Below are 16,354 nucleotides of genomic sequence, written 5' to 3' on the forward strand. Positions count from 1 at the left end.
CGTCCGCTTCGCTGGGACCCCCGGCGTGAGCCCTGCGTGCCGGCGGTCCCGAGGGACGGGACGGCGACGGGTGAGCTGTCCCTGGTCGAAGTGTTCGCTCGCGCCGACGAGTTGAGCACCGTCGAGGCGGACACCCCGGGGGAGACCGTCGCCCTCGTCGAGTATCTGCTCGCGCTCTGCTTCGCCGCCGGCGCCCACCCCGAGTCCGACGACGACTGGCGCGCCTGGATCATCGAGGGGCGCAAACTCGCGCCGGTCGCCGCGTGGTTGGGTGAGCAGCCGGACGAGGACTGGGACCTGTTCCACCCGGAACGGCCGCTCGGACAGAACTCGCTGCTCCGGAAGGACCTGGCGCGACGCGGCGCCGGCCCCGCGCAGTTGATCCTGGAGCAGGCGGGGGACTACAGCCTGCACTTCGACCACCACCACCTGGAGCGCCCGGAGCCCATCCCGGCGGCGCGGGCGTTCCGGGCCATGCTCACCCAGCACGTCTACGGGCTCTACGGTCGAGCCAGGCTCTCCGGCGACGAACTGGGGCCCAGGGTCACCAATCTCGCCACGGCGCGGCTCCAGGACCGCATCCGGGTCGTCGCGCTCGGCGAAACCCTCGGTGAGACGCTGCGGTTGAACCTCTACCCGCCCGAAGGGCCGGTCGGCTCGTTCAACCGGTCGTGGACGGGCGCCGAGATCGAGCGGCGCGGCTTCCAGAGCAAGCCGCCGCCCCGCGAGGTCACCGGGCCGGCCGACCTGCACAGCTACCTGGGGCGTTCGATCCTGATGCGCCCCGTTCCCGGCGCGGACGGCGGGCCCGTCGCCGTCGACCGGGTGCTGATCGGCGCCGGCGAGCTGCTCGCGCTCGATCCGGGGAAGCACCTCCAGGACGCGGTCTTCGCCGAGCAGTCGAACGGCCAGACCCGCCCGCTGTGGCCGTCGGTCACCCGTTCCCTCTGGCACGAGGCGCACGCGCTGTACAGCGCGGTGCGGGACGCCGAGGCCGGACTCTACGGCCGGCTGCGGCTGCTGACCGAGCGGACCAGGCGTGAGGGGCGCGCGCCGTACCGCCTCCGGGCCATCGGGCTTGTCTCCGACAAGACGCTGGCCGTCGCCTGGACCGACGGCTCCTACCCCTACGCGCCGGGGCTTGAGGACGAGCTGTGCGAGGCGTCCCGGGGCGGCTCGGACATCGCGGAGTATCTGGCGAGCGGGCTGAAGAACGCCTCGCACGTGGCCAGGGACGTCACCTATCCGAATCAGAAGCCGTCCGACAAGGCGGCCCAGTTGGCGCGGTTCGACGCCAGGACCGAGTTCTGGCCGGCGGCCCGCGACCCGTTCTATGTGCTGCTCGACGACGTGATCATCGGTGCGCTGGTCGAGGAGGCGTTGCCGACCTACGCCTCCGTTCTGCTGGTCCTGGCGCGCGAGTATCTGCGGCGGCGTCTGGACTCGTTGCCGCGCAACAGCCGGGGCAACCGGGCGCGTGCCCTGGCCGAGCAGTCCTTCGAGAAGCATCTGACCAGGGCCAAGGCCCCCGCCGAGCTGAGGAGGGTGAGCGCGGATGCGCCATGAGAGCGGCGTCGAGGCCGCCGTGGAGAAGGAGGGCGGCGAGTTGCTGACCGCGTGGCTGACCGGCCTGGTCCGCAGCCGCGACTACGGCCAGCTCGCCCAGTTGCGCCGTACCGGCACGGAGACCAGCGCCCACATCAGGGCGGGTTGGTGCGGCCCCCGGGAGCAGCGCGAGGTGTTCGAACGGGTGGCGTTCCTCTTCGCGGTCTACCACCAGGGGCGGTCGGTTCCGTCCTACGGCCACGGCAGCCTGGGCGCCGCCGCGCGGCGGATCGGGGACGGCGCCGGTCGTGGGCCGGAGAACCCGGGCGCGCAGCGGCTGTTCGACCGGGTGGTGGCGAGCCGGCGCGTTCCCTGGCGGCATCTCCAGCACACCGTGGCCCGGCTGCGCGCCTGTGACCAGCACCCGCCCTCCTGGGCGCGGCTGGCCGAGGACCTGGTGCGTTGGCACGACCGCAAGGCCCGGATCGCCTACGGGTGGTCCGTCGACTTCCACGCCCCCGAGAAGCAGACGAAGCGGAAGGACCCGACGACGTGACCGAGGCCCCCCGAAGCCAGTTCCTCTCCCTGCATCTGCTGGAGACCCTGGTCGCGGTGCTTCCCGTACGGGATGAGAACGGATCTCCGAAAAGTCTGGTCTATGGCGGTGTGGAGCGCCACATGATCACCAGCCAGGCCCGCCGCCGCGCCGAGCGCGTGCACGCGCGCGACCGCGCCAACGCGGGCCGGGGGGCGCTCGCGGGGCGCGGGATGGGGGTGCGCACCAGGGAGTGGGCGCTGTTCACCGCCAGGGCGCTCCAGGAGAGGCACGGTTGGGAACGGGACGAGGCGGTCACCACGGCGCGCGCGGTGATCGAGGCGACCGGGCTGAAGTTCGGCGACCCGGCGAAGAAGACCGTGGCCAACCTGACCAAGGTGCTGCTCTTCGCCCCCGCCGACGCCGGCACCCGCATCGCCGACCACATCGAGGCGCGGGAGGCGGAGCTGCGCCCCTGGCGTGACGCGTATCTGGCCGCCCAGGAGGAGGCGGCGAAGAGGACGAGGAAGGGACGCGGCAGGACAGCGCCGGAGCCCCCGGCGGACGGCGCGGAGGGCACCGCCGCCACGTTGCCCCCGTTGCCCAAGGTCACCCGGGACGCCGTGCTGCTGGCGCTGGCCCCGCGTGACGCGGTGGACATCGCGCTCTACGGGCGGTTCGTCGCCGAGATCCCGGACTCGCCCAACGTGGACGGCGCGGTGCAGAGTTCGCACGCGTTCTCCGTGCAGGAGGCCGAGCAGGTCGACGACTTCTACGCGGCGGCCGACGACGCCAAGCTGGACCGGAAGCGCGACGCGCTGTCCTTCCTGGACTCCGCCGACGACGCGGGCGCCGGGATGACCGGCTACCAGTCGTTGATCTCCGGCACGTTCTACCGGCACGCCGTGCTGGACCGCACTCAGCTTCGTACCAATCTGCGGGCGGCGGGGATGACCGAGGCGGAGGCGGAGGAGGCGGGCGTCGCCGCCGAGCGGGAGTTCGTCAACGCGTTCGTCGAGGCGTTCCCCGAGGCCAAGAAGAACTCGACGGCGTCCACCGGCTCCCTGCCCGCGCTGGTGCTCGCGTTCGAGGGGGAGCGCCCCTACAACTACGCGGCGGCGTTCCAGGACCCGATCGACGAGAACCCGAGGCGCGCGGACGGGGAGCCGGGGGGTGGCGAGGGGCCGGCGGGGATGGCCGCCGCGCGGCGGCTGCTGCGGCACCACGCGTTCGTCGGCGCGCGCCGCCCCGACCTGACCCGGGCGCGGGCGCTCACCTACGACCCCCAGGTGCAGGCGGTGGTCGAGGAGTTGGCGGTGACCGGGGTGGTCTCGGTGACCTCGGTCGACGGGCTCTCGGAGCCGGCCGGGACGCCGGAACCCGCGGCATGAACCACGTCCTTCTCGTGCGGCTCGCGGGTCCGCTCCAGTCCTGGGGGGTGGCCAGCCGGTTCGCGCGCCGCGACACCCTGAACAGGCCGACGAAGTCCGGGGTGGTGGGGCTCTGCGCCGCCGCCCTCGGCCTGCCGAGGGACGCCCCGCTCGACGACCTCGCCGGGTTGCTGTTCGGGGTGCGGGCCGACCACCCGGGGACGCCGCTGCGCGACTACCACACGGTGGGCGGCGGACGGTTCCCGCTCCGGCCGCGCGACCTGGTGACCGACCACCGGCGCGCGGCGGCGGTCGCCAAGGAGCTGCCCGAGGAGGCGGAGTCCCCGCCCGGGGCGGTCGGGGAGCCCTTCGGGCGGCGGGAGATCCCGCACTGGTACGGGGCGCCGAAGAGCGTCGCCGCCGACCCGGTATCCGGCGCGCTGGTCTCCGGCAAGGTGGCGAGGAACGCGCTGATCACCGAACGCTGGTATCTCGCCGACGCCGCCTTTCTGGTCGGGTTGCAACACCCGGACGCCGCCTTTCTCGACGCGATCGGTCACGCGTTGGAGCATCCGCGCCGTCTGCTCTGGCTGGGGCGCAAGTCCTGCCCGCCGTCGGGGCAGTTGAGCCTCGGGGTGTGGGAGGGCGAGCTGGTGGAGGTGTTCGAGTCCGTGGCGCTGCTGCCGAGCGCGGACGGCACGCCGGAGCCGCTGACCGGGCGACGGCCCTGGGCGTGGGTGGAGAGCCGGCGGCCGGTGCCCGGCGCGGGGCAACTCCAGGACCAGCCCGTGTCGTTCGCCGCCGACGGTCCCGTGCACGCGGCGCGGTGGGAGCGGCGGGAACGCGTCACCATCGATCCACAGGCGAGGGAATGGGACATCATCCGGTGACCGCACCGAGCACGAAGGCCGCGCGGTTCGTGGCCAGCCAGGCGCTGCTGACGCTTGACGCGCGGTATCCGCTCGTCGCCAGGTCGCTGATCGACGCGCAGGACATGCACCGCACCGTGATGAGCGGTTTCCGGGGCTGGGTGGACGACGGCAGCCGCGACGCCCGCGCGCAGATGAACGTGCTCTCGACCTGGTCGTTGGAGCTGCGGGAGGCCAGGCTGTCGCTGGTGGTGCAGTCCACCGTGCCCGGCGACTGGGGTGGGCTGCCCCGGGCGGCGCTCGCGGAGGAGCCTCGGACACTCACCCTGGACCGCACCTTCAGGTCCGGTGAGACCGTCGACTTCCGCGCCGTGGTCAACCCGGTGCGCAGCAAGGCGCCGCCGCCGGGAGGGGAGGGGCGCACACGGGGCCGGCGGGTGGCGCACACGCGTCCCGAGCACGTGCGGAAGTGGTTCGCCAGGAGGCTTCAGGCGCCGGGCGAGCCCTCGGTGGCGCCCGACGGGTTGACCAGGATCGGCGCCGTCACCGACCCCGAAGGGGTGGGCGTGCGGATGCTGCCGTTCGCGTCGAGCGCCGGGCCGCACAGGGGGCTGCGCATCGGCCGCGCGGAGATCAGGGGGAGCCTCACGGTCACCGATCCCGCCGTGTTCGTCGAGGCGTTGACGCGGGGGATCGGCCACGCGCGGGCCTACTGCTGCGGCCTGATCCTGGTCCGCTGAGGTCGTGGCCTGACATGGGCGGGAGCACGTCGTCGGGAGGCACACGGCCGGGGGAGACGGCGCGGGTTCCGTTCTTCCAGGACCGCGTGCCGTTTCTGGCGCGGCTGGCGGAGCCGGAGCGGGCGGAGCTGTTGGGGCTGGGGCCGCGGGTGGCGTACCGGGCGCGGACCGAGGTGCTCCACGAGCATGTGCCCTCGACCCATGTGCAACTGGTGCTCAGCGGACGGCTGATGGTGACCGCCGGCTCGCCGAACGGGTATGTCGCGCTGCTGGCGTTGCGCCGCCCCGGGGACGTGGTCGGGGAGTCGGCGGCGCTGACCGGGCAGGCGCGGTCGGCGACGGTCACCACGCTGGAGGCCGCGGAGTGCGTGCTGGTCGGCCGGGAGGCGTTCCTCGACTTTCTGGCACGCCACCCCGATGCTCACCGGAAGCTGAGCGCGCTGCTGGTGGAACGGGTGCGGGCGGGCGACCGCAGGGCGTTGGAGCTGGCGTCCTCGGGCGTCAGGGAGCGGCTGGCCCTGCTGCTGCTGGACCTGGCGCGCGCGCACAGCGAACCGACGGACAACGGGCTGTTGTTGACGGTCCCGCTGAGCCAGCAGGAGCTGGCCGGCTCGGTCGGGGCCTCGCGTGAGGCGATCGTGCGGCTGCTGGCGGAGCTGCGAAGGAACGGGGTGGTGCGGACGGCGCGGCGCAGGGTGTGGCTGCTGCGTCCCGAGGTGCTGAGCCGGATCGCGGCGGACGGGCACCGGAGCTGACTCCCCGTCACCACATGGCGGGCGTGCGGCGGTTGTGGGTCATCGGTCACATTCGGTGTGCGTCCGCCGCCCTGGAGCCGGCGCCCGCCCCTGCCGCACGCTGGTCCTCGGGGCCGCGAGCGACGCGCGCCTCGTTCCCGGAGGGGGGTCGCGATGACCACGACGACAGCCGACGGCTTCTCCGTCCCGCTGGCGGAGCAACTGCTCAACGAGGTCAGGGTGGAGATCGCCAGGGCCGACAGCAAGGCGGCGCTGCTGGTCGCCGCGCTCGGCCTCGGCACCGGGCTGTTCGGCGGCATGGTGGCCAACGGCGGCTGGTCGCCCGGGGCGTTGACCGCGGGTGGCCAGCTGCTGTGGTGGCTGGGGCTGGCCGCGCTGTTCCTGGCGCTGGCCGCGTTTCTGCTGGCCGTGGCGCCGCGGCTGCCCGGTGGTTGGGTCGCGGGCGAGCCGCTGACCTACTTCGGCGACATCGACCGGGCCGCGCGCGGCGGGGTGTTGCGGGAGGCGCTGGCCGCGACGGGCGGCACCCCGCGCGACCGGCTGGCCAGGGCGTTGGAGGTCAACAGCCGCATCGCCACGAGCAAGCTGCGCTGGGTCCGCTTCGGCCTGGTCACGTCGGGTCTGGGCATCGTGCTGCTCCCGGTGGCCCTGCTCGCCGGCTGAACGGTGCCGCCCCCGGGGCCTTCCCCCCGGGGGCGGCGGCTCAGCCGGTCATCTGTCACACGAGCAGGGTCACGAGCACGATGAGCACCACGACGGTGAACACGAAGAGGCACGCCACGACGATCAGCCGGTCCCGTTCCGTCCAGCCGCGTCCCGAGGGGCCGGCGGACGGCTCCGGCCCCGCGCCCGAATCCCACAGCGGTGCCTGGGGGTTGGCGCGCGGGGGCTCCGCGACGGGGGGTGGGGAGGAGGACGGCGCGGGGTAGCCGGGGGCGGGGGGGATGTCTTTGAGGGGGGCCCAGGTCTCGGGAGCGGGTCCGGGCGCGGGTCCGGGCGCGGGCTCGTGCGCGGGCGGCGCCGGCCGGTGGGCCGCCGCCTGGTCCCTGGTGGCGCGCCACAGGGCGATCCAGACCTGCTCCGCGAACCCGGGGCCTCCCTCGACGATCCGTGTCAGGGCCTCGCGCGCCCGGGGGTTGTCGCGGGAGGAGGACCACGTCGTGGAGACGATGGTCTTCAGCCGGTTGACCACCTCGCTCTTGTGGCTGAACGGGCGCACCCACCGCTCGTAGGCGTCCACCACCCTCTCCTCCGTGCCGTCCGGTGGGGCGCCGAGGAACAGGTCGCGTTCGAGGAGCACCAGGCAGAGCTTGAACTGCCTCCCCTCGTCCCAGTGCTCCCCACGCTCGTCGATCCTGGCGAGCAACTCCCCCAGCCTCGGGCCCCTTACGTCGACGTCGCGGAGTTCGTCCAGTAGCTCGTCGGCCTCAGCGAAGGGGGCGCGCGGGGCCGGATCCCACGGCTGGGGCGCGGACGGTTGGGGGGTGGGCGGCTCCTGGTCGCCCGTCCGGGTGGGCAGCCTGGGCGGCGAGGAGAGGCGGTCCAGGGCCTGACTCGTCGCACGCGGCAGCCAGCCGGGCCGGTGCGGCGTCTCGCGGTTGGCGTGCCGTTGGAGAACGTCCTGGAGGTGCGCGGGGTCGACGCCCTCCAGCAGGCGTTCCACCAGCTCCTTGGCGAGCCCGGCGGCGGTGTCCTTCCGCCCCCGCCGCGGGTCGACCCGCGCGCGTGGCTCACTCGAAGGATGAGGCGGCCACTCCCGGAGGAAGACGAACCGCAGCGGCTTGCTGTCGTCCGTGTCGTGGGTGGCGAACGACCATCCGCGCTGCTGGTCGGCCAACACGGGGCCGAACATGTCGTTCAGGCCCGCCAGCACCGCGTGCGGCGCCCGCCCGAGCGACGGGTCGAGGACGGAGAAGCGGCGGTCGGGGTCGCGCAGCACCTCGGCGGTGAGCGCGGTGAGCGTCGCCGCCACGTCCGGATGGGCCAGCTCGGCGCGGAGCGCGGCCAGGCCGCCCGACTCGGCCTTTGCCAGCGACTCCGCTGCCACCGACAGGAGGTCGCCGCGCACGGTGGTCACGGTCAGCGGTTCCGGCTCCCACGTCCACGCGTGCAGCGCCAGGCAGCGGCGCACCGACAGCTGCCGTACCGTGCCGACCAGCACATGGCAGACCGTGCCCGACCTGCCGCCCGCGTCCCTGCCCGGGGTGCGGTGCGCGAGGAGCACGCTGTCCCTGTTCCTGAGCCGCACCAGCCCCGGGACCGCGTTCTCGCCCGCGACCTCCAGCGTCGGCCCCACCGAGCGCGCGATCGCCTCCGCATCCCGCCACCTGCCGGAGGCGGCGACGACGCCGAAGCCCGTTCCGCCGGACGGGTGGTCGGCGTCCCAGCGCAGCACGAACTGCCGCACGGGGTCCTCGGGTTCACCGCGCCCGTGACGTCCGTCCGATGCCCACGCGGTCACAGTCCCACCTCCCAGGGGTCGGTCTTCTCCAGCAGCCCGGCCATCGCGAGGATCGACAGCAGCGGCGCCAGGGCCCTGCGCGGCGTCACGCCGTGCGGGAAGGTGCCGCCGCGCTCGCCGCGGCCGGTCGCGGAGACGAAGTGCAGGGTGCAGCGCGCGCTGTCGGTGAACGGCCGCAGCCAGGCGCGGCTGCCGTGCTGCCGCAGAAACGCGTAGACGTCCTCGCTCTCCTCGCGCAGCGCCTCCGGCAGCCCGGTGGTCGGCGGCGGGGACATCAGCCAGGAGGCGACGGTCGGTTGGAAGCGGACCAGGTCGCTCTTGTTGAGGACGACGGCCGACGGCGTCATCACCAGGCCCGCCGTGCGCGGCACCCGGGACAGCACGGCGGCGAACGCCTCGTCGCCCAGGTCGCGTTCCCTGATGCCGACGCGCTCACGGTGTTCTTCCAGCTCCGGCAGCCGCAGCGCGCGCAGCGGGTCGACGACGAAGAGGAAGGCGCCGACGCCGGCGAGGAAACGCATCGCCTCGTCGTGGCTCTCCAGGTCCTCCCCCGCGAGGTCGAAGAACATCACAGGCCGGGTCCGGCCGCGCGCCGTCAGCAGCAGCCCGTCGGCGAACCGTGCGAAACGGGTGGAGGCCGTTCTCGGCAACACCTTGCCGTCGCGCAGCGGTTGCAGCCGCTCCCGCACGAAGCGCTGGTGCCACTCGGGGTTGAGCGGCTCGGCCGTGATGCCGTAGGGCTCCAGGCCGTTCTCCTCGATCTCGCCGATCATCGAGGTCAGCAGGTGGGTCTTCCCGGTGAGCGAGCCGCCGACGGTGACGATGGTCAGCGGCCTGCCGTTGGTCAGATAGGGGACGGGCAGATGGTGCTCGTCGAGGCCGCTGAGGTTGGGGCAGCGCTGGAACGCCCGCCGCAGCATGTCGGCGCGGCGCAGCTCCACCGGCTCCGACGCCGGGTCGAACGCCACGTACTCGCCCTGCTCCTCGGGGAGGAAGAGCGCGCCGGGGTCGTAGGCCACGGGCCCCAGGCAGTAGGGGCAGACCATCTCGAACGCCTCGTCGCCCGGGGGCTCGTCGACGCGCGCGCCCGGCTCCGGGCCCAGCCCGAGGCGACCGCGCTTCCCCGCGACGTGCCGGGCGTACTCGCCGCGCGCCGGGCCCGGGCGCTCGGTGGAACGCGCCGGGTCGGGCTCGTTCAACAGCTCAAGCAGCTCGGCGACGGGCCGCCGTTCCGCCGCCAGCGGCGCGAAGGCGCGGCCGTCGCGGAACGCGGAGAGCTGCGGGTAGGCGCCGAGGTCGGGCGGCGGCTCGGCGTGCGGGCCCGGCTGCCCGGCGAGCGCCGCGTACAGCAGCCGGGCCACGCTCCACAGGTCGTCGCGCGGGTCGCAGTGGCCGGCGCCGGCGAGCTGCTCGGGCGGGGCCCAGGGCGCCTCGCCGCACGCCTCCCTGGGGTGGCCGACGGGGACCGCGCCGTGCGGCTCGCCGAGCAGCACGCCGTTCTCGTGCCACCGGACACTGCCGGGCGCCAACGTCCGAAGCACCTGCCCCGTCTGCTCCAACAGCCGGACGGCGAGCACCAGTTGACGCGCCGCCTGGTCGAAGCGCCGGCCGCTGAGCCGGGCGTCGGTCAGCCGGACCGCGCCCCGGGGCGGCGGCGCGTAGAGGACGAACGGCTCCTCGGCGTCGAGGCCGTGGCCGACCACGCGCGGAAAGAGACCGGCGTGCGGGCCGCGGCCGTGGGCGCGTTCGATGGCGACGGCCGCGTTGACCTCGTGCTCCAGCGCCTCGCGCGCCCGCCGGTCGCCACGGGAACGGGCCGGCAGCCGGTACTGGCGCACCACCCAGCCGTGCCCCAGCCGCACCAACCGGCCCACCACGGGGCCGCGGTCGGGCAGCGGGCGGTCGGGCTTGAACTCGGCCTGGTACACCACCGGTTCGCCCCCCGGTGTCTCGAACCTCAGCTCGTGCGCCTCGGGTTGACTTCCCTGACTCACTGGCCGACCTCCTCCCCGTCCCGGTCGACGTCCTCGCCGTCCGTGCGCGGGGTGCCCACGAAGCCGCGGCGGAGCGGCAGCAGCCGCGCCACCCCGGAGAACCGGCCGCCGCCCGTCCACACCACGTCCTCGCCCGCCGTGTCCCAGTCGCCCGACGATCCGCGATCCCCGTCGCGCACCGAATCCGGCGCGAAGCAGACGCGGCGCGCCGCCGAGGGGTCCCTGGTCAGCGCGTTGCGCTGGGCCCGCCCGCACAGCGGCTGGCCCGGTGTCTCGGCGCGCCGGGCGACCAGCGCGCGCGCCGACTCGCCGCCCAGGCCGAACAGCGCGGCCGGGCCCGGCCGCGGCTCCAGCTGCTCGCCCTCGGGGACGAACGGGGGCGGCGCCGCCGGGTCCTCGTCCAGCCGCCGCGCCTCCTCGTCCAGCAGCCTGGTCATCCGGTCGGTGACGGTTCCGGTGGCCGGATTGTCCGGCGCGGCCTCGATCGTTCCCCAGAGGCCGTCCAGCACGTGGAGCGCGCCGGCGGTCAGGTCGCCGGCGACGGTCTCCACCAGCCGTTCGCCGCCCTCGCCGGTCTCCCGCCGCAGCCACGGCGGGGGAACCGACTCCGCGTCGACCTCGGGGGCCGCCTCGGCGTCGGGGCGCCCGCCCGCGGTCGGGCCCCGGGCGGCGCGCGGCTCGTCCCAGTCATCCCAGCCGCTCCAGTCGGCGCTCGCCCACTCCTCGTCCCGCCCGCCCCCGGACCCCGCCCCCCAGTCGTCGCCCGCGCCCCAGTCGTCGCTTCCGTCCCGGCCGTTGCCCGCGCCCCAGTCGTCGCCCGCGCCCCAGTCGTCCGGTTCGGCCCAGTCCGACGTCGGCGGCGGGCGTTCGGCGCGGCCGGGCGTCGCGTGCCGTTCCGCCGCGTCCGCCATCACGTGCAACGTGCCGGCCACCGTGGCGGCGACGGCCGAGCAGTGCTCCCGCGCGTCGCGGAAGAACCAGTCCCGGGCCGCAGCCGTCACCAGCACCCCGCCGATCCCCACGTGCCACCCCCGCGACTCCTCCGCGCCGGTCGCCTCCCACCAGCCGTCGACCCCGGCGACCCACCAGCGCTGCCCGAGGAAGAGCACCCCCAGCACGGCGAGCGCCAGCGTCACGCCGGCCAACCAGACGGGCAGGCCCAGGAGTTGACCGATCAACGCGCCGAGCAGCCCGCCCGCGAGCCCGCCGGCCAGCCGCCCCTCGGTGCCCACCACCCCGCCGTCGAGCCGCCCGTCGAGATCCCGGTTGGGCCGCTGCCGGGTGAGGAACGCCGTCACCCCGACGCAGGCCAGGCCGACGGCCGGCCCCCACACCCAGCCCGCGACCGGCCAGAGCCCGGCGAGCAGCGCGACGCCGCCGCTCTCCGCCGCGTTCACCCGGGGCGAGGGCGAGCCGAGCGGGAACGGGTGCGGGGCGCGCAGCCGCGCCCGGCCCTCCGCCGGGCACACCTCGTCGAGCCGGGGAACCCGCGCCGCGCTGCTGACCGGGTGCGCGCGCTGGGCGAGCGCGGCCAGCCGGGCGGCCGTCGAGCGCAGCGAGACGCCGCCGCGCAGCCGCGACTCCGTGTAGGAGCGCAGCGCGGGACCGACCGGCTCGCGCGAACCCTCCGCCGTCTCCGGCAGGTTGACGCCCAGCCGGTAGAGCCGGCCGCGCTGGTCGGAGCGGTCGTCCCTCAGGTCGCCCTCCCGCAGCGTCTCGGCCGCCGTCTCCCGGTAGGCGTCCAACGCGTCCGCCAACTCCTCCACCCGCACCGGGAGTTCGACGCGTCTACCGGCCCCGGTCAGCGGCGCCAGCGGGTGCCTGGCCACGTCGAACGCCTCCCGCGCCGCGTCCAGCGCCGTCGCGCACGCGTCCTGCCGCTCGCGCGGCCGGCCGCGCAGCCACTCGTGGCCGGCGAGGCCGCGCGGCATCTCCTCGTCGACCAGCGGCACGAGCGGGGCGGGAACGTCGTCGAGGCCCGCGCCCACGAACGCCGCGACCGGCGGCTCGTGCCCGACCAGCCGCTCGATCGACTCCCGCCACACCCGGCCCCTGGCGGCGGGCGTGAGGCACTGCTCAAGCACGTCGAGCGCCGGCACCGCCACCCCCTCCGTGACCCGGGACAGCGCGAGCAACACGGCGTCGAACACGGCCGGTTCGGTGAGCAGCTCGACCAGCGGCCGGAGCGCCTCCTCCGCCTCGGGCCGGCCGCCGCCGCAGGTCGCGTCGGGCACCCACACCACGCCGGCGTTCGGCGGGCGCAGCGGCAGCGGGCGGCGCAGCACCGCACGTCCGGCGGCGATGTCCTCCGGGTCGGCGGGGGCGCCGACCGCCACGCAGAGGGTGGGCACCGCGTCGTGTGCCAACAGCCTTTCGTAGAGCAGCTGATGGCCGGGGAGCGCGTCGAAGGTGTCCAGCACCAGGAAGCGTTCCGCCTCGCGCCGCCGCGCCTCGCCGACGGCCGCCGCCGCCCGTGCGGGCTCCTCCCGCAGGTCGAGGCGGTGGATGGGAACGGTCACCAGCCCTCCTCCGTCGTCTCGTCGCCGCCGTCCTGCTCGCCCCAGTCGTCGAACTGATCGGAGGGGGAGTCGGAGGGGGAGGCGTCCGGCGAACGCCCGCCGCTTCCCCGTCCGTTCGCGCCGCCGTCCGGCGCGGGGTCCCCGTCCCGCTCCCAGCCCTCGTCCTCCGCCGGCGGCTCCCCCGCGCCGCCGCGCCCGCCACCGCCACCGTCGCCTTCGGCCTCGCCCCCGTGGCGGCGGTCGCTGTGCCAGTCGTCCGTTCGGTCCGACCGGTCGGAACGGCCCCATCGGTCCGAACGGTCGTCGCGCTTCCGCTCCTCCTCCCGCTTCCGTTCCTCGGCCCGCTCCTGCTCCCGCTTCCGCTTCCGTTCCTCCTGCTTGGCGGCGAGGCGGGCCTGGAGGCGGTCGTCCTCCGGCTCCCGCTTCCCGCGTTCCGCGTTGTGCAGCAGCTCCCGCAGCGAGAGGTAGGCCGAGCCCTGGTGCGTGCCGGGGAACGGCAGGTCCAGCGCGCCCTCGAAGGTCACCTGCCAGAAGTTCCGCATCGGCGCGAGCCAGGAGTTCGCGCGCCCGCCGCGTTCCTCCTTCAGGACCTCGATCAGGTCCCGCTGGTCGGGCGCCACCTCGTGCACCAGCCGGCGGAAGAGCCGGGACGGCGGCACGGGGGAGGTGGTGAGCCCGTCGGGTTGGGCCTGCATCAGCCGGTCGCAGACGTCGTCGACGATCTGGCCGTCCTTCAGCAGCGCGAACCGTTCGTACGCCCGCAGCAGCCCCGTCCAGCTGGAGAGGCCGTCACCCCAGGCGTCCAGCTTGAGCGTCATCGCCGCGTTGCCGTCGTCCCTGAGCCGGAAACGGACGGCGGTCGGCGACGCCGGGTCGCCGCGCAGCAGTACCCGGTCGTTCCACACCATGCACAGCAGCCGGTGCAGGATGCGCTGCCGGTCCTCCTCCGTGCTGGCCAGCCAGTCGTCCCGGTAGCCGAGCCGCTGCCGCCAGTCCAGCGCGTCGTCCCGCCGCGCCTGGTCCTTGGCGTCGGCCCACAGCCGCAGCACATGGCCGACCTCCGAGATGTCGGTGAGGCTCATGCCGCTGCGCAGCAGCACCACGGTGATCGAGTCGGTGGAGACCGGCCGGAACTCGATGGTCTGCGCGGTGTCGCGCGGCAGGTTGAGCGCCGACCGCAGGTACTGCTCGATCCGCGTGACGGCCTCGGTCTGCGGGTGCACGATGAGGATCTTCAACGGGCCGTTGCCGTCCGGCACGAACCCGACCGGCAGCAGCTTGGCCAGCTGCGAACGCAGCTCCACCAGCCAGCTCTCGGCGACCGTCGTGCCGGCCTCCGCGTCGCCCGCCGCCGCCCGCAGCAGCTCCTCAAGGGAGGGCAGCAACGGCCGGCCGTCCACCACGCCCTGCGTGGTGAACAGCTCCTTCACCTTCGGCTCGACGACCTGCTTGATCTCGGCGACCGCCTGGCCCTTGGAGAGGCGCGCCAGGCCCAACGCGCGCTGCCACACGTCCCGTTCGACCATCCGTTCCAGCAGCCTGGCCGCGTCCTGCCCCTCGGCCAGCCCGTACTGCTGCATCAGCCGCTCGAAGGCCGCGTCGTAGAAGGAACGCAGGTTGTTCCGCGGCGGCAGCAGATAGGAGACGCCCTTGCGGTCGTCGCGGAAGAGATGCTTGCGGCGCTCGGCGAACGCCCGGCTCTCGTCCTCCTGGTGGGTCCGCAGCGCCCGCACCAGCTCGCCGACCTCCCGCACGCTCCTGGTCAACGCCGGGCGCCAGCGGCTCTCGTAGTCCTTCCACGCCGCGTGCCACAGCAGGTTGGCCTGGTACTGGTACCAGGCGTTCTGCGCGGTGACGCACCCCTGCACCTCGGCGTCGCCCCAGCGGGCCGGCGCCAGGCCGGCGAGCGGCCGGCGGACGGGCGGGATCGGCGGCGCCGTGAGCTGCACGTGCTCCGGCCGCTCCGGCGGGTTCCGCCGGTTGTCGAGCATCCCCACCAGGCCGACCCGCGCGACCCGGTCGGGGTGCTCGGACTGCCCGAGCAGCACCTGCTCCAGCTGGAACGGGCCCCACTCGCCGAGCTTCTCCCGGAAGGCCGCCATCGGCCGGAAGTCCTCGACCATCTTCTGCATGTCGCGGTCCAGGTCGAGCCGCAGCCGGCGCAACCCGTCCTCCATGTCGTCCTGCCGGTCGCGCAGCGCCTGCGCGATGTTCCGGCTGCCCCTGGGCAGCGGGTCCGGGTCGGCGACCGGCTTCGGCGCGCGGTCCCACAGGTCGCCGACCCCGGCGGCTCGGAAGAGTTCCGTGACCCGCTGCCTCCCCTCCGACGTGGTGCGCAGGGCCGCGTCCGCCATGCCCCTGACCCCGGCGGCGAGCAGCCGCCCGGCGACGATCTCGGCGAGGTCGTCGACCGGCATGGTCAACGAGGCCGCCAGGCTGGTCGACATGCCCCGGTAGCCGATGCCGGAACGGGACGGCGAGGACCGTTCGACGGCCTTGTTGACGAACTGGGCGGCGAACGTCTGGTAGTCGCCCCCCGCCAGCCCCGCGGCGTTCTCGTCGCCCAACTCCGTGCCGATCAGCGACATCACGGTCGCGGTGACCGAACGGCGCAGGTCCTCCGGCTGGAGGCCGACGGGCTTGCTGAAGAGGATGGCGGTCTGCACGGTGGAGGGGCGCAGCGTGACGCGCCCTCCCTTCGGGTAGTGCACCCCCGGCGTGTCCTCGGCCGCGTCGCCGAACTCCCCCCGCGCCTCCGGGGCGTTCTGGCTGTCGACCAGCCGCGCGATGTCGACCAGCGCGCGGCCCGCGTTCAGCTCCGCCTCCCGGCCGCCGCCCGCCTCGGGCGGGAACGCGGAGGGCATCACCACCAGCGGATAGATCTTGACGCCCTCCAGCGCCCCGCCGAACGCGTTTCCGAACTCGTGGCCGATCAGATGCAGCATGTCGTAGTAGATGCCGGCGCCGGTGCCGCCGGAGACGGAGAACGCCACGAACACGTCGCAGCCCTCGATGTGCCCCCCGCCCAGCTCCCGCAGGTCACCGCCGGAGCCGGCGATGGCGCCGATCGCCTCGCGCAGCGGCGCGGCGACGGGTTCGAGCCCGTTGCGCAGGGTGGCGAGCAGCGCCGCCCGCCCCACGGACGGCAGTTGGCCGGCGCCGGCGCTCAGCGGCGCGACCCGGGGCTCGCCGACGGTCGGCGGAAGCCATTCCAGCAGTTTCTCCGGCGTGGTGACCCGCAGCCTTTGCGTGACCTCCGTCGAGCTGCCCAGGCCCGCGGGCAGCAGGTCGTGGATGGCGCGCGCCGTCTTGCGGTAGGCCGCCGCCTCCGGCCCCTTGGCGCTCAGGTGCGGCAGCTGGTGCAGCTCCGACTCGCTGAAGTCGGCGTAGACGAACTGGGTGCACTGCGGCAGTTCGAACCGCTCGCGCTGGTTTCCGTTGACCAGCGCCATGCCGTCGGGGCCGCACAGCTCGCGGCGGAGCGTGCGCTCCAGCTCGGCACCGATCCGGTTGCCGCTGCCGCCCAGGCCGACGAAGAGCATGGGTTGGTAGATCTTCATGTGTCG

Annotated in this window: 11 protein-coding genes; 7 read left to right on the top strand and 4 right to left on the bottom strand. The window is 74.6% G+C overall.

Translation table 11 applies throughout. From position 1 onward, the window contains the following. Positions 1 to 36 precede the first annotated feature (36 nt). The 7 genes from FH715_RS13240 to FH715_RS13270 all read left to right on the top strand — a co-directional run bounded on the left by FH715_RS13240 (position 37) and on the right by FH715_RS13270 (position 6,477). Positions 37 to 1,566: a type I-E CRISPR-associated protein Cse1/CasA gene (locus tag FH715_RS13240; RefSeq protein ID WP_139644736.1), complete on the top strand. Its 1,530-nt coding sequence runs from the start codon at positions 37 to 39 to the stop codon at positions 1,564 to 1,566. Next, on the top strand, positions 1,556 to 2,101 hold the full coding sequence (casB, locus tag FH715_RS13245) for a type I-E CRISPR-associated protein Cse2/CasB (protein ID WP_139644738.1): 546 nt from the start codon (positions 1,556 to 1,558) through the stop codon (positions 2,099 to 2,101). Before FH715_RS13240 ends, casB begins: the two co-directional genes overlap by 11 nt. Then, positions 2,098 to 3,471 (top strand): type I-E CRISPR-associated protein Cas7/Cse4/CasC, encoded by a 1,374-nt coding sequence (locus FH715_RS13250; protein WP_139644740.1) that lies wholly within the window; start codon positions 2,098 to 2,100, stop codon positions 3,469 to 3,471. Before casB ends, FH715_RS13250 begins: the two co-directional genes overlap by 4 nt. Then, positions 3,468 to 4,340, top strand: a complete 873-nt coding sequence (cas5e, locus tag FH715_RS13255; RefSeq protein WP_139644742.1) for a type I-E CRISPR-associated protein Cas5/CasD — start codon at positions 3,468 to 3,470, stop codon at positions 4,338 to 4,340. The genes FH715_RS13250 and cas5e overlap by 4 nt, the downstream gene beginning before the upstream one ends. After that, complete coding sequence (cas6e, locus tag FH715_RS13260; protein ID WP_246108723.1) at positions 4,337 to 5,059, top strand: type I-E CRISPR-associated protein Cas6/Cse3/CasE; 723 nt, start codon at positions 4,337 to 4,339, stop codon at positions 5,057 to 5,059. The genes cas5e and cas6e overlap by 4 nt, the downstream gene beginning before the upstream one ends. Positions 5,060 to 5,073: 14 nt before the next feature. Then, complete coding sequence (locus FH715_RS13265) at positions 5,074 to 5,814, top strand: Crp/Fnr family transcriptional regulator (protein WP_139644747.1); 741 nt, start codon at positions 5,074 to 5,076, stop codon at positions 5,812 to 5,814. A 153-nt stretch (positions 5,815 to 5,967) separates the two neighbouring features. Next, complete coding sequence (locus FH715_RS13270) at positions 5,968 to 6,477, top strand: Pycsar system effector family protein (protein ID WP_139644749.1); 510 nt, start codon at positions 5,968 to 5,970, stop codon at positions 6,475 to 6,477. A 55-nt stretch (positions 6,478 to 6,532) separates the two neighbouring features. Here FH715_RS13270 and FH715_RS13275 read toward each other — a convergent pair whose 3' ends face one another. Genes FH715_RS13275 through FH715_RS13290 form a run of 4 tightly spaced genes read right to left on the bottom strand, consistent with a single transcriptional unit; the run spans position 6,533 to position 16,348 of the window. Further along, the gene (locus FH715_RS13275) at positions 6,533 to 8,275 is read right to left on the bottom strand and encodes a hypothetical protein (protein WP_139644751.1); all 1,743 of its coding nucleotides are present in this window, start codon (positions 8,273 to 8,275) and stop codon (positions 6,533 to 6,535) included. Beyond that, a complete protein-coding gene (locus FH715_RS13280; RefSeq protein WP_139644753.1) occupies positions 8,272 to 10,269 on the bottom strand; it encodes a protein kinase family protein in 1,998 nt (665 codons plus the stop codon). Before FH715_RS13280 ends, FH715_RS13275 begins: the two co-directional genes overlap by 4 nt. Beyond that, positions 10,266 to 12,788, bottom strand: coding sequence for a hypothetical protein (locus FH715_RS13285; RefSeq protein ID WP_139644755.1), 2,523 nt, complete (start codon positions 12,786 to 12,788; stop codon positions 10,266 to 10,268). The genes FH715_RS13280 and FH715_RS13285 overlap by 4 nt, the downstream gene beginning before the upstream one ends. Next, positions 12,785 to 16,348 carry a tubulin-like doman-containing protein gene (locus FH715_RS13290; protein ID WP_139644757.1) on the bottom strand — a complete coding sequence of 1,188 codons (3,564 nt, stop codon included), beginning with the start codon at positions 16,346 to 16,348 and terminating at the stop codon, positions 12,785 to 12,787. The genes FH715_RS13285 and FH715_RS13290 overlap by 4 nt, the downstream gene beginning before the upstream one ends. Between the last annotated feature and the right edge of the window lie 6 nt (positions 16,349 to 16,354).

This window comes from Streptomyces sedi (genome assembly GCF_006335015.1).
GTDB lineage: Bacteria > Actinomycetota > Actinomycetes > Streptomycetales > Streptomycetaceae > Streptomyces > Streptomyces sedi.